Raw genomic sequence first — 12,476 nt, 5'->3', positions numbered from 1 at the left:
TGTGCGCCATCGCCCGTGCACATGCACATCAGCCGATCGAGAGCTCGGTACGCGCATAGCGGATGCCGGGGCGGCTGCGGGTCGCCAGCAGGTAGCCGAGGGCGAGTGGTCCGGTGCGACCCAGCAGCATGGTCGCGATGATCAGCAATTGCCCACCGGGCGAGAGCTCTGGCGTCAGGCCGTGGCTCAGGCCGACGGTGCCGAAGGCCGAGACGGTCTCGAAGGCCAGCGACAGGAAGGCGTGGTCCGGGTCGGTGATGGTCAGGCCGAACAGCATGCCAAAGATCAGCAGCATCGCTGCCAGCGCCACGGCGATCGCCTTGAAGACGGTGTCATCGCCGATACGGCGGCCATGCAGGGTGGGAGAGGGTTCGCGGCGCAGGAAGGCACGGGTGGTCAGCAGCAGCACCACGAAGGTGGTCAGCTTGATGCCGCTGGCCGTCGAGCCGCTGCCGCCGCCGATGAACATCAGCGCCATGGCCCACAGGGTCGAGGCTTGCGTCATCTCGGCGGTATCGATGACGCTGAAACCGGCGGTGCGCGGTGTGATGGCCATGAAGGCGGCGGCGAGCAGGCGTTCGCCATGACTGGCCATGGCGCCCAGCGTGCCGGGGTTGCGCCACTCGAGGGCCAATATCACCACCAGGCTAAGCAGATTGAGGGCTACGCTGGCTTCGATCACCAGGCGTGTCTGCACCGAAAAGCGCGAGGGTTGCAGCAGCACGCGCCAGCCATGTTCGCGTCGCCGCTCACGCAGCTCGCCGATGACGGCGAAACCGATGCCACCGGTCATGAACAGGACTCCGATCACGCCGCTGGTCAGGGGATTGGCCGCCTCGCGCATCAGGCTGTCCGGCCACAGGGTGAATCCGGCATTGTTGAAGGCCGAGACCGAGTGGAAGAGGCTCAGCCAGAGCCCCTCCTGCCAGCCGTACTCGGGCACCCAGTCCATCGCCAGCAAGGAAGCGCCTGCCAGCTCGAGCGTCAGCGCAAAGGCGGTGATGATCTTGAGCAGGCGGCCTATCTCGCGTGAACTGCTGCGATTGAGCGCCTCGCGCAGCAGGCTGGTCTGATGCATCGGCAGGCGCTGGCCCAGCATCACCAGCGACAGGGCGGCAATGGTCATGAAGCCCAGGCCTCCGAGCTGGATCAGTATCAGTACGATGATCTGGCCCGCGAGGGTGAACTCGCTGAGCGGAGTGACGGACAGGCCGGTGACCGTGACGGCGGATGTCGCGGTGAACAGTGCCGACAGCCAGCTCAAGCCTTCCTGATGCATGCCGGGCAGTTTCAGCAGACAGGCGCCGAGCATGCCGAGGCCCAGAAAGCCGCCCAACAGGATTTCCGGCGGCGATAGGTGGATGATCGGGCCGCGTGGGCTGCGGGTCAGTGGGCGGAGGTAGCGTCGATAGCGCTGCCTCACAGGTGAGACCCCAGCTTGCGCAGCGCGCTCAGCTCGCCGATCAACACCAGGTGGTCACCGGCAGAAAGTCGTGTGCTGGCGGAGGGTTGACGATCGAGCGTCCTGCCCTTGCGCACCGCGATCACGCTGATGTCACCATCGATGGGCAGCTGATCGAGTCGCTGACAGTCATCGCCCAGTCGTGCGCTGACCTCCAGTTCGACCACGAACTGGTGATCGCCGAGATGGATGAAGTCGACCATGGCATGGTAGGCGAGGCTTTCCGCCACGCGTACGCCGAGATCGTATTCCGGATGCACGATGTGATCGACACCCAGACGACTGAGCAGCTTGTGATGGGCATCCGAGGTGGCCTTGACCCATAGCTCCTTCGCGCCGAGCTCCTTGGCCAGCAGTGCGCAGATCAGACTCTGCTCCATCGAGTCGCTTAGGTCGATCAAGACGGCGTCGTACTGCTCCAGCCCCAGCTCCTGCAAGGCGTGTTCATCGGTAGGGTCGGCGATCACCGCCTGATTGAGCAGGTCAGCCACCGCGTTGAGGCGTTTCTCGTCGGCGTCGACACCGAGTACCTCATGCTCATGGCGCCTCAGCTCTCGTGCGACGGTGCTGCCGAAATAACCCAGTCCGATAACCGCGAATTGACGATGCATGACGACTCCTTGTCTGCGCTGCCAGGTGAGGTCAGCTGCTCTTTGTTCAGACGCTTTCTAGCCAGGCACTCTCAGGCCCAGCGCTCTCAGGCCGGCGTCTCTTGAATGAGCCTACTCCAGTGATGCGGTGATGTCGGGGCCTTTTGCAGCACCGTGCCTCTCAGAGGCGGTTGCTTGCCAGCCTTGGGTGGCCAATATCGTTTCAAATGTTACCAAGTTGGAGTATCTAATGTAGAGTGATTGCCGTCGTGTGGTGATGGCGTTTTTGCAGAGGAATTCTGAGGGAATCGTGGTGATTTTCGATGGGAATCGCGGACGAACACGCTTCATATCAGTAAAATGGTCTGTGTGAGCACCCAAGACGTCCAGGCGTTGCGTCGATCACCACTGGCTCACAACAATAACTTGTAAGGTATTCCATGACGGCAAGACAGCAACCCAAGAATCTCTGGATCAGTCGCTGGGGCTTCATCCTTGCAGCTACCGGTTCCGCAGTAGGGCTGGGCAATATCTGGAAGTTTCCCTATATCACCGGTGAGTATGGCGGGGGTGCCTTCGTGCTGGTGTATCTGGCCTGCATTCTCGCCGTGGGCGTACCCGTGATGATGGCAGAGATTGCCTTCGGGCGGCGGGGGCGCGGCAGCCCCATCGAGGCGATTGCCAATCTGGCACGTGAAGCGGGGGCCAGTCCGTTGTGGAAGGTCTTCGGTTGGATCGCGATGCTGGCCGGCTTCATGATCCTGTCGTTCTATGTCGTGGTCGCGGGGTGGTCGTTCAGCTACCTGTGGAAGATGGCCAGTGGTGCGCTGTCCGGACACAGCGTCGCGGAGCTGGGTGCCATCTTCGAGGCTGGCAACGCCAATCCCTGGGCACTGGGCGGCTGGGCCACGCTGGTGGCGGTGGTGACGATGCTGATCGTCGGGCGCGGGGTGCAGGAAGGCGTCGAGAAGAGTGTGCGCTGGATGATGCCGGGCATGGTGATCATGCTGCTGATCATGATCGGCTACGCCCTGACTTCGGGCAACTTCTCGGCAGGCTTCCACTTCCTGTTCGATTTCGATGTCACGCGCTTGAGCAGCGAAGGGGTGCTGGCCGCGCTGGGACATGCCTTCTTTACCTTGTCACTGGCCTCCGGCGCCATCCTCACCTACGGCTCCTACCTGCCGTCGGGCACTTCCATCGCCCGTACCACCTTCACGGTGGCGATCGCCGATACCCTGGTGGCACTGATGGCGGGCCTGGCGATCTTTCCGATCATCTTCGCCAATGGCATGGACCCGTCCTCCGGACCGGGGCTGATCTTCATGAGCCTGCCGGTGGCCTTCAACCAGATGCCCTTCGGGCAGCTGTTCGGGGTGCTGTTCTTCGCCATGCTCTCGATCGCCGCCCTGACCTCCGCCATCTCGATGATCGAGGCGACCGTCGCCTGGCTGAGCGAGAACCGCAACATGAGCCGCGCCAAGGCTTCGTGGCTGGCCGGCAGTGTGCTGTGGCTGGTGGCGATGTTCGCGATGCTGTCGTTCAATCTCGGCGCGGACTGGACGCTGGCCGGCAAGCACTTCTTCGACTGGCTCGATTACCTGACCTCGCGCTGGATGATGCCGATCGGTGGCATCGCCATGGCGCTGCTGGCCGGGTTCGTCTTCAAGAGCAGCATGCTGCGTGATGAGCTGAATCTGAGTGATGCCGGCTATCGTCTGTGGCTGTTCATGATTCGCTATGTCAGCCCGGTCTGCATCCTGGCGATCTTCATCGATGCCCTGGGTGTCGCAGAACTGTCATTCGGTGACTGGCCGTATTTCGTGGCCGCCATCCTGGCAGCCTGTCTCGTGGGCGAGCTGCTCTCGCCGCGCCTGGGCGAGCGTGCCACCGGGCAGGGATGATGTGATCGATGGCGTCAGTTCGATGGCGTCAGCCCGGAAGTCATCAAGGCGGCATGAAAAAGCCCCCTGCAGCATGCTGCAGGGGGCTTTTCGTTCTGGTATCTGTGGCCTGTCTGTCAGCGGGTATCTGTGCACCAGTTGGCGCCATTACTCGCCTTCCAGGCCGGTGATCGGCTTGACCGTGCCCCAGTGGCGGCACTTCGGACATTGCCAGAGCAGCATCGAGGCTTCGAAGCCGCAACGATGACAGCGATGGCGAGGACGCGCCTGGATCAGCTGCTGGGTATGGCGCTTGAGCAGATTGAAACGCTCGGTCTCGCGCTCGTCGGCATCCAGCAGGTAGAGATCGAGCAGGTAATCGACGCCACGCAGGCTGGGATGACGATGCAGCTGCTCGCTGGCGAAGCTGGCGGCGGCCTCGACACCCTCGCGACGCTCGATCAATTGTGCAAGGCTGATGACGGTCGTGGTGTAGGGCGCGCGTTCGACTTCCTGATGCAGCAGGCGCACCAGGCCACTCTCGTCATCCAGCATGCGAAAGGCGTTGCCCAGTGGCTCGAGAATGATGGGGGTGAAGCCGGTGTCCTGACGTGGGATGCGCTGCAGCAGGCGGATGCACTGCTTGTAGTTGGCATGATCGAATTCGATCTCGGCCAGCATCCAGTTGGCGCGTACGCATTTCTCGTCAGTGGAAAGCGCCTGCTTTAGCCGCTTGCGGGCCATCGCCTGGCTGCCTTCGGCGATATCCAGCGCGGCCAGTTCGCAGTGCCAATGGGCCGCCGCGCGGCGGATGCCGCCTTCCTGACGCAGAATGGCGTGAGCGACTTCGAGTGCGGCCTCCCACTCGCGCTCCCGCTCGAGGAGGTCGATCAGCAGGCGGCGGCCGGCACGCCGATGACTGTCGTGCTGTGCTTGCTTGAGGAGGGTTTCCAGCAGTTTCTCGGCGCGGTCATAGACACCGCTGCGCATGAAGTCGCGGGCCAGTTCCAGCTGGACACGCTCGCTCTGTTCGCTATCCAGGGCAGGGCGGGCCAGCAGGTTCTGGTGAATCTTGACGGCTCGATCGACTTCGCCGCGACTGCGATAGAGATTGCCCAGCGCGATGTGGGTATCGACGGTATCGCTGTTGACTTCCAGGGCCTGAACGAAGGTTTCGATGGCACGATCAGGCTGCTCGTTGAGCAGATGATTGAGGCCGACGAAGTAGTCGCGGGACAGGGTGGCAGGAGCCGGTGCTTGTTCATCGGGGCGACGATCACGCCGCCCCAGCCAGAATCCGATGGCGATGGCCGCCATCAGCAATCCCAGCAATATCAGATCAGGCATTTATGCCACTTCCTTGATCTCCTGGATGCGCAGTTGGTCCAGTTCCTTGCGTTGCTGCTGGTTGCGACGCTGGGCACGGGTCAACAGCGTGCGCAGGCGCAGGTACATGCCGGTCATCGCGACCATGCCAAGCACGACGCCGACGGCCAGCGAGAACAGCAGCCACATGGAAAGGGACGCAGCAGGCAGCTCTACCCAGATGAGGTCGAGGGGCACGGCTTGCTGGTTGTGAACGGCAAAGAGAATACCGACCAGCAGGACGATCAGCAGGATCACGGCCAGAACGAGACCTTTTAGCCAACGCATAACGGTTTCCTTGTCATGAAATGCAGTCGTGAATCATCTGGGAGCGAGTGTATCACTGCCCATCGCGCGAGTCTTGGCGGCGACGCCGTGAGGTGGGTGGCTGTCGTCTCTGGCATCAGGGCTTGAGCGGGTTTCGGCCGGCACTGAACCCGCCAGCCCCGTCACGCCGGGTATTCATCTACGGTCAGCGCTGTCAGTCAGTCGCATCGTCATCATCACTGTGGTCAATACCCCAGGGCGCGACTGGCATCGACCTGCTCGCGCAGCTCCTTGCCGGGCTTGAAGTGGGGGACGAACTTGCCATCCAGATCCACAGGCTCGCCGGTCTTGGGATTGCGCCCCAGTCGTGGCTCACGGTAGTGCAGCGAGAAGCTGCCGAAACCGCGAATCTCGACGCGACCGCCGTGGGCCAGGGCGTCTGTCACATCATCGAGGATGATGCGAACCGCGGCCTCTACATCCTTGAGCGACAACTCAGGCTGTCGCATGGCTATCTGTTCGATCAGCTCGGACTTGGTCATCGGATCTCTCCATGCCTGCACCTTTCTCGTGAAAGGCGTTCGTGATGCGTCAGCCGGGCGACCTCTTGTCACCGGACAGGCACACGCATCCTTGTGATTGTTATCTCCTCAGCATAATGGGCAAATCCTGAGAAAACAACGCACTAGGGACATCATTGCCGATCACGGCACGGATTGCCAATTCCTGCCCGAGCAACGGGTCAACGGATGCCGCTGACGCCCCCCTCGGGTATACTGCGCGCATTGATGTGACGACTGAGGTTCAGGCAATGGAAGATGTGATTCGCAAGCGGCTGCATTGGCATTCGCGTCGCGGCATGTGGGAGCTCGATCTGCTGCTGCTGCCGTTTCTGGAGCAGCGTTTCGACGCCTTGAGCGAAGACGACAAGGCGCTCTATGTGCAGCTGCTGGCCGAAGAGGACCAGGATCTCTTCGTGTGGCTGATGAAGCGCGACCCGTGCGGCAATGCCGAATACCAGCGCCTGATCAACATGGTGATCGCCAATGCCGAGAATGGCGAGCGCGATCAGTTCAAGGGCCTCTAGGCAGGCGTTCGCGACCCACACCAGCCTGCGTGTCGGGCTGTTGGCGGCGAGTCTCGCCTTGTGGGTCTGGCTTGCCGAGCTGGCGACTGGCCAGTTCATTGTCAGTACGTGGTGGACCTGTCAGTGGCAATATCTTCGCAATGCCCTGCCTTTCGAGGCGGGGCATTGTGCGTTTGAGGGGCTCGCTCAGCTGCCGGATGGCATCATGGCGCTGCTGGCCGTGATGGGGCTGGGCTGGCTGTTGCAGGCTGGCGAGCTGGTGTCGTGGTGGCGCCAGGCTCGGCGGCGTCTCAAGGACCCCGAGGCGCGAGTCTGGCTGGCCCTGGGGGGCAGCCTCTGCGCCGATGCGGCGCTTGCCAGCGGTGGCCAGGCGCCAGTGCCGGAGCACGAGGCTGAAGCCAAGACCGAAGCAGAAAGCGAAGCCGAGACCGAAGCCAGTGACACCCCGCCTGTCTCAGATGCGCGCCATCGTCACCCGGAGATGCAGCTCTGCTGGTGGTGGGCCGATGGCGCCTCACGCAGCTGGCAGCCCGTCAACGTGCGCTGCCTGTGGTGCTCACCGCGCCTGATCGGGCTCGAGATCTCGCCGCAGGGTGTTGGGCCACCGGGGATGGGGGCCCAGGGTTTGAGGCCGCCGGGCTTGAGTCAGCCGGGCTTGAGACAGCAGGGCGCGGACCAGCAGCCCCTGAAAACGCAGCGGGTATGGCTGTGGCCGGATAGTGCTTCCAGCGAAGACCTTCACCAGCTGCGCCTGTGGCTGCTGTGGCCACCCTTGCCACATGGCTTGCCGCGTCAGCCGCCGCCATTGGAGACCCTGCGGCGCGTCGCAGCCCAAGGGGCTCATCCACGCTGAGCCTGCTCATGGGCCTTTTCATGGTCCTTCGCATGAGCCGCTCAGGTCGCGGCCGCAAAGGCCGAGAGGCGTATGACGCTATCGCGGGTGCGCGACGCCGGCATCGGGAAGTCGCGGATGAAGTGCAGGCCGCGTGATTCATGACGCTGATGAGCGCACAGCAGCAGCAGCGGTGCCAGCGTCAGGGCCTGATAGAGCGCAAGATGATCGAGCCCTGCCCGCGGCGCTGAAGCTTGCCTGTGCTGCTCGCTCTCCGCCGCCTGTCCCGTCTCAAGCGATACCCACTGTGTTATCTGCTCCAACGCCTCCCTCAGGCCGTGCTGGCTGCGCTCGATTCCCGCTTGCAGACTCATCAGCTGGCGCAAGCTGTGCAGGCGCGTGCGTGCCTCATCGGCGCTCAGGCGCATCACGCAGCGCCAGACCTGACCATTGTCGGCAAGCTGTGTGAGCAGGGCGGCGTGTTGCGGCATCAGCGAGTCGAGCGTGCTCGTCAGGCGTGGCTCGTCGGCGCGGTGGAGTTGCCCAAGTGCTTCACCACAGGCGCGCGCCTGCACCAGGCATTCGAGCAGCGAGTTGCTGGCCATGCGATTGGCACCGTGCAGGCCCGTGCAGGCGACTTCGCCGATGGCCCAGAGCCCCGACAGGTCGCTTTCGCCATCCAGCCCGGTGGCGATGCCGCCGCAGCTGTAGTGGGCGGCAGGGACGACGGGTATCGGAGCATGACGAATATCGATCCCGCGCGTCAGGCAGTGCTCGGCGATGGTAGGGAAATGGTGCTCGATCGCCTCGGCGCCCAGCGCGCTGATATCCAGACAGACATGCTCGAGACCGTGCGTGCGCATCTCGGTGAGGATGGCGCGTGCCACGACATCACGCGGCGCCAGCTCCAGGCGAGGGTCATGATCGGCCATGAAGCGATGCCCATCCGGGCGCAGCAGCAGCCCCCCTTCGCCCCGCACCGCCTCGGAGATCAAAAAGGGCGTGCCATCGGGATCATATAGGCAGGTGGGATGAAACTGCTGGAACTCCAGGTTCATCAGGCTGGCGCCGGCGCGGGTCGCCATCGCCATGCCGTCACCGACACTGGCGCTCGGGCTGGTGGCGTGGGCGAACAGCCCGCTGGCGCCGCCGGTGGCCAGTACCAGGTCATTGGCCGCCAGCCATTGGCGCTGGCCCGTGCCGTCCATCACCCACAGACCACTGGCGCGGCCAGCGTTGACCGCGATGTCGACGGCCAGCAGGTCTTCGAGAATCTCGATGTTCGGGTGAGCTTCGACGTGGGCGCTGAGCGTATCGAGCAGCGCTCGCCCGGTGGCGTCGGCGGCGTGGATGATGCGGCGGCGGCCATGCCCCCCTTCGCGGGTAAGGTGGAAGGGGTAGCTGGCGTCGGCGTCGGCCGGGGTGAAGGGTACGCCGAGCGCGATCAGCCATTCGATGGCCTCCCGCGAGTGACCGACGGTGAAGCGCACCGCGCGCTCGTTGCACAGGCCATCGCCGGCAATCAGGGTGTCGGCGACATGGGATTCCACATCGTCCTCGGGCGCCAGCACCGCCGCGATACCGCCCTGCGCCCAGCGGCTGGCGCCCTGTGCCTCACGCGCTGGACGCAACAGCGTGACGCGGCGGGTGCGCGGGCCGGGCAGCAGGCGATTGGCGAGGCTGAGTGCCAGGGTCAAACCTGCCGCGCCGCCACCGACGATCAACACGTCATGCTGGCTTGCGGGAGTCACTCCGGATACTGAGTTCATGTGTCTTTCCTGGCAGTCTCATTGCCGGCCGAGTCCGGCTGGCGCCTGTCGCGGCGGTCTGGCTCATCGCTGACTGTGTCATCACAGCTGTTGTCATTACCCGCCGTCGCTTTGCTGGCTGGCACCTTGCTGGCCGGCGCCTTGCTGGCCGGAGTGTGCTGCCTGCCAGCGCTGTTCTCGCGCCTGGTGGGGGCTGCCGTATCGCCCGGCGTCGGGTCTTCCGGCAGGAACAGGCGGCGTGCATCACTGATCAGGCCATGGCCCGGCAGTCGGCGTTGCAGGCGTTGGCTCGGCAGCCGTTCCAGCAGCGACAGACGCTTGCCCAGTGCCTCGGTCAGCCGGGCCAGCTCGCGATTGAGCCACAGATAGCCCGATGGGCTGAACAGCGCGCGGCCCTTGCGGCTCTCGACATTGCGGACATCGGCATAGCGTTGCAGGTCGAAGGGCGTCACCGTCAGTTCGATGCTCTGGCCGGTGCGCACCTGGAAAGCCAGGGTCCCCAGGGCGCGGGCCAGACGATGCTGGGCATCGCGCAGACCATCCAGTCCCTCGATGAATTCATGCCCCTCGCGGGTGTTCCAGTGGGTTTCCTGCAGCAGCTCGATGGTCGAGATCATGCGGCGCTCGAAGGACAGGATTTCCTCGATGTCGGCACGATTGATACGGCCTTCCTGAGCGACGGCATCGACCAGCCCGCGCTGCTTGACCAGCTGTGCCGAGGTGGCACGCACCAGCGCGAGTGCCTCACTGACACCCTCACGCTCGGCCTTGGTATGGCCGTGGTAGAGGCGTGCCAGCTTGTCGAGGTTGTCGGCCAGCAGGAAGCGAAAGACATCCGTCGCCTTCTGGGGCAGCAGCACCATGCTGACCACGATGCTGATCAGGGTACCCAGCACCACATTGAAGACACGCCACAGCCCGATGCCAATATCATGATTGCCATCCCCGATCACCATCAGCAGCGTGACGCAGAACAGCAGCGAGCTGTAGCCATAGCGATTGCTGAAGGTGGCATTCAGTGCCAGGGCGATGCCGACGATGCTCCAGAAAGGCACCACGCCCGGCAGCGGCTCGGCGACCAGAATCAGGATCAGGCCCCACAGGCCACCAAGCAGCGTGCCGACCAGACGTTGCCAGCCCTTGTCGATGACACCGCCGACGTGGGGCAGATTGCCCATGACCATCACGGTGCTGACCAATGCCCAGGAACTGTGCGGCAGGCTGAACAGTTCGATGATGGAAAAGCACAGCGTCAGGGCGACGGTCACACGCAGGATATGCAGGCGCTGGCGGTGCAGGTAGGTGAAGTAAGGGTTGTGCGAGAACCATTTCATGACGCGATTTCCCCTCCGACAGGCACGAGGAAGTGAGGGATGGTGCACACCGCACACAGGGCGGGTTTCAGCAGCGAAGAGGTGGACATCAGGTTCGCGGTCATTCCGTCGACAGGATTCATGAGGCGTGGTCAAGGGGCCGTGGCCATGGTGGAAGCGCCGCACAGTGTAACCGAGGCCTCGTCTTGCGTAACAGCGGATTGGTGAGCAGCCATCTTGCAAGCGTGCATCTGAAAGGTTGCAGGGCGGGGGATGACGGAGCCAGGCAATGAATGTGTAATTGTTATTGATAATCACTACCATCAAGCGGCTTGATTGGTATCCTGTGCGTCCCCAAGTGACCATCAGGGGACTGAAGCTGGCGATCAGGTCATTGATCAATGATTGCCAGCCGCCCATCAGTGACGCCAGCCAGGTGCGACGTCATATGCAACAGCACAGGGAGACAAGCATGAGCAGCCAGACCCGCCGTGAACGCGACAGCATGGGTGAACTCGAAGTGCCGGCCAGCGCACTCTATGGCGCCCAGACTCAGCGAGCGGTCGATAACTTCCCCGTCAGCGGCCAGCCGTTGCCTGCTGCCTTCATTCGCGCCGTGGCGCGCATCAAGCTGGCTGCGGCCGAGGTCAACCGTGACCTGGAGCTGCTGGATGACGTGCGTGCCGAGGCGATCATCAAGGCGGCGCGCCAGGTCATCGACGGCGAGCATGCCGATCAATTCCCGGTCGATGTCTTCCAGACCGGTTCCGGCACCTCGACCAACATGAACGTCAACGAGGTGCTGACGCAACTTGCCAATCAGCATCTGGGCGACAAGGACGTGACCGTCGGCGCCAACGACCACGTCAACATGGGGCAGTCGAGCAATGATGCCATCCCGACGGCCATTCATCTGTCCGCCGTCATCGCTGTCTCTGACACCCTGTTACCGGCGCTGCGCCATCTGCATGAGGTGATCGCTCGCAAGGCCTCTGAGGTGGACGATGTCGTCAAGACCGGCCGCACTCACCTGATGGACGCAATGCCGATCCGCATGAGTCAGGAGCTGGGTGCCTGGCAGGCGCAGGTCGGGCAGGCCATCGAGCGCATCGAGCAGGTGCTGCCGCGCCTCGAGCGCCTCGCCCAGGGCGGGACTGCCGTGGGTAGTGGTATCAACGCGCATCCGGAATTCGCCGAGCGCATTGCCGACCGCCTCTCGCACCAGACCGGCCATGCCTTCCGTCCCGCCGAGAGCTTCTTCGCGGCGTTGTCCTCCCAGGACACGGCAGTCGAGCTCTCCGGCCAGCTGCGGACCTATGCCGTGGCGATGATGAAGATCAGTAACGACCTGCGCTGGATGAATTCCGGCCCGTTGGCAGGGCTGGGCGAGATCGAGCTTGAGGCCCTGCAGCCGGGCAGCTCCATCATGCCGGGCAAGGTCAATCCGGTGATCCCCGAGGCGGCCGCTCAGGTGGCGGCGCAGGTGATGGGCAATGACGCCACCATCGGCATCGCCGGGCAAAGCGGCAATTTCCAGCTCAATGTCATGCTGCCGCTGATCGCCAACAACCTGCTGTCCTCGATCACGCTGAGTGCCAATGTCAGCCGCCTGCTGGCGGACAAGGCCATTGCCACCTTCAACGTGCGTCAGGACAACATCGAGGCACCGCTGGCCAAGAACCCGATTCTGGTCACGGCGCTCAATCCGGTGATCGGTTACAACGAGGCGGCGCGAGTGGCCAAGGTGGCTTATCAGGCCGGGCGTCCGATTCTGGATGTGGCCGAGGAAGAGACTGAACTATCACGCGAGGAGCTGGAGCGTCTGCTCGACCCGGCCAAGCTGACGGCGGGCGGTATCCAGTAAGTCCTCAATTCATGGCCCAAAAGCCTGCCTGTCCCTGAACGAAA

Annotated in this window: 11 protein-coding genes; 4 read left to right on the top strand and 7 right to left on the bottom strand. The window is 63.4% G+C overall.

Annotated elements, in window-relative coordinates; translation table 11 throughout:
- Nucleotides 1-28: 28 nt before the first annotated feature.
- Nucleotides 29-1,423, bottom strand: coding sequence for a potassium transporter TrkG (locus NH396_RS01150; protein ID WP_253061019.1), 1,395 nt, complete (start codon nucleotides 1,421-1,423; stop codon nucleotides 29-31).
- Nucleotides 1,420-2,073: a TrkA family potassium uptake protein gene (locus NH396_RS01145; protein ID WP_253061017.1), complete on the bottom strand. Its 654-nt coding sequence runs from the start codon at nucleotides 2,071-2,073 to the stop codon at nucleotides 1,420-1,422. The genes NH396_RS01150 and NH396_RS01145 overlap by 4 nt, the downstream gene beginning before the upstream one ends.
- Nucleotides 2,074-2,492: 419 nt before the next feature.
- Here NH396_RS01145 and NH396_RS01140 point away from each other — a divergent pair, with 419 nt between their 5' ends.
- Nucleotides 2,493-3,956 carry a sodium-dependent transporter gene (locus tag NH396_RS01140; RefSeq protein ID WP_253061015.1) on the top strand — a complete coding sequence of 488 codons (1,464 nt, stop codon included), beginning with the start codon at nucleotides 2,493-2,495 and terminating at the stop codon, nucleotides 3,954-3,956.
- A 147-nt stretch (nucleotides 3,957-4,103) separates the two neighbouring features.
- Here NH396_RS01140 and lapB read toward each other — a convergent pair whose 3' ends face one another.
- The 3 genes from lapB to NH396_RS01125 form a co-directional block, all read right to left on the bottom strand.
- Nucleotides 4,104-5,282, bottom strand: a complete 1,179-nt coding sequence (lapB, locus tag NH396_RS01135) for a lipopolysaccharide assembly protein LapB (RefSeq protein WP_175089339.1) — start codon at nucleotides 5,280-5,282, stop codon at nucleotides 4,104-4,106.
- Entirely contained in the window at nucleotides 5,283-5,588 is a 306-nt protein-coding gene (locus NH396_RS01130) for a LapA family protein (RefSeq protein WP_054555462.1), read from the bottom strand.
- A 224-nt stretch (nucleotides 5,589-5,812) separates the two neighbouring features.
- The gene (locus tag NH396_RS01125) at nucleotides 5,813-6,109 is read right to left on the bottom strand and encodes an integration host factor subunit beta (protein ID WP_043335630.1); all 297 of its coding nucleotides are present in this window, start codon (nucleotides 6,107-6,109) and stop codon (nucleotides 5,813-5,815) included.
- Nucleotides 6,110-6,378: 269 nt separating this feature from the next.
- Between NH396_RS01125 and NH396_RS01120 the strand changes: the two genes are divergently transcribed.
- Together NH396_RS01120 and NH396_RS01115 are read left to right on the top strand one after the other, a co-directional pair.
- Complete coding sequence (locus NH396_RS01120; RefSeq protein ID WP_043335628.1) at nucleotides 6,379-6,654, top strand: succinate dehydrogenase assembly factor 2; 276 nt, start codon at nucleotides 6,379-6,381, stop codon at nucleotides 6,652-6,654.
- Nucleotides 6,655-6,712: 58 nt separating this feature from the next.
- Complete coding sequence (locus NH396_RS01115; protein ID WP_253061013.1) at nucleotides 6,713-7,507, top strand: hypothetical protein; 795 nt, start codon at nucleotides 6,713-6,715, stop codon at nucleotides 7,505-7,507.
- A 41-nt stretch (nucleotides 7,508-7,548) separates the two neighbouring features.
- On the opposite strand, the gene nadB is transcribed toward NH396_RS01115, so the two are convergent.
- Both nadB and NH396_RS01105 read right to left on the bottom strand, forming a co-directional pair.
- Nucleotides 7,549-9,255 (bottom strand): L-aspartate oxidase, encoded by a 1,707-nt coding sequence (nadB, locus tag NH396_RS01110; protein WP_253061011.1) that lies wholly within the window; start codon nucleotides 9,253-9,255, stop codon nucleotides 7,549-7,551.
- Complete coding sequence (locus NH396_RS01105) at nucleotides 9,252-10,589, bottom strand: FUSC family protein (protein ID WP_253061009.1); 1,338 nt, start codon at nucleotides 10,587-10,589, stop codon at nucleotides 9,252-9,254. The genes nadB and NH396_RS01105 overlap by 4 nt, the downstream gene beginning before the upstream one ends.
- Nucleotides 10,590-11,040: 451 nt before the next feature.
- On the opposite strand from NH396_RS01105, the gene NH396_RS01100 reads away from it, so the two are divergent.
- On the top strand, nucleotides 11,041-12,432 hold the full coding sequence (locus tag NH396_RS01100) for a class II fumarate hydratase (RefSeq protein ID WP_253061007.1): 1,392 nt from the start codon (nucleotides 11,041-11,043) through the stop codon (nucleotides 12,430-12,432).
- Nucleotides 12,433-12,476 lie beyond the last annotated feature (44 nt).

It is taken from the genome of Cobetia sp. Dlab-2-AX (genome assembly GCF_024124625.1).
Lineage (GTDB): Bacteria > Pseudomonadota > Gammaproteobacteria > Pseudomonadales > Halomonadaceae > Cobetia.
Note: the sequence above shows the minus strand (reverse complement) of the source record. Positions and strands in the feature narration are given on the sequence as shown.

Excerpts from the sequence above, each read along its gene's own strand:
- NH396_RS01145 (WP_253061017.1), bottom strand. The coding sequence starts at position 2,073 with ATGCATCGTCAATTCGCGGTTATCGGACTGGGTTATTTCGGCAGCACC.
- NH396_RS01140 (WP_253061015.1), top strand. The coding sequence starts at position 2,493 with ATGACGGCAAGACAGCAACCCAAGAATCTCTGGATCAGTCGCTGGGGC.
- lapB (WP_175089339.1), bottom strand. The coding sequence starts at position 5,282 with ATGCCTGATCTGATATTGCTGGGATTGCTGATGGCGGCCATCGCCATC.
- NH396_RS01130 (WP_054555462.1), bottom strand. The coding sequence starts at position 5,588 with ATGCGTTGGCTAAAAGGTCTCGTTCTGGCCGTGATCCTGCTGATCGTC.
- NH396_RS01125 (WP_043335630.1), bottom strand. The coding sequence starts at position 6,109 with ATGACCAAGTCCGAGCTGATCGAACAGATAGCCATGCGACAGCCTGAG.
- NH396_RS01120 (WP_043335628.1), top strand. The coding sequence starts at position 6,379 with ATGGAAGATGTGATTCGCAAGCGGCTGCATTGGCATTCGCGTCGCGGC.
- nadB (WP_253061011.1), bottom strand. The coding sequence starts at position 9,255 with ATGAACTCAGTATCCGGAGTGACTCCCGCAAGCCAGCATGACGTGTTG.
- NH396_RS01105 (WP_253061009.1), bottom strand. The coding sequence starts at position 10,589 with ATGAAATGGTTCTCGCACAACCCTTACTTCACCTACCTGCACCGCCAG.
- NH396_RS01100 (WP_253061007.1), top strand. The coding sequence starts at position 11,041 with ATGAGCAGCCAGACCCGCCGTGAACGCGACAGCATGGGTGAACTCGAA.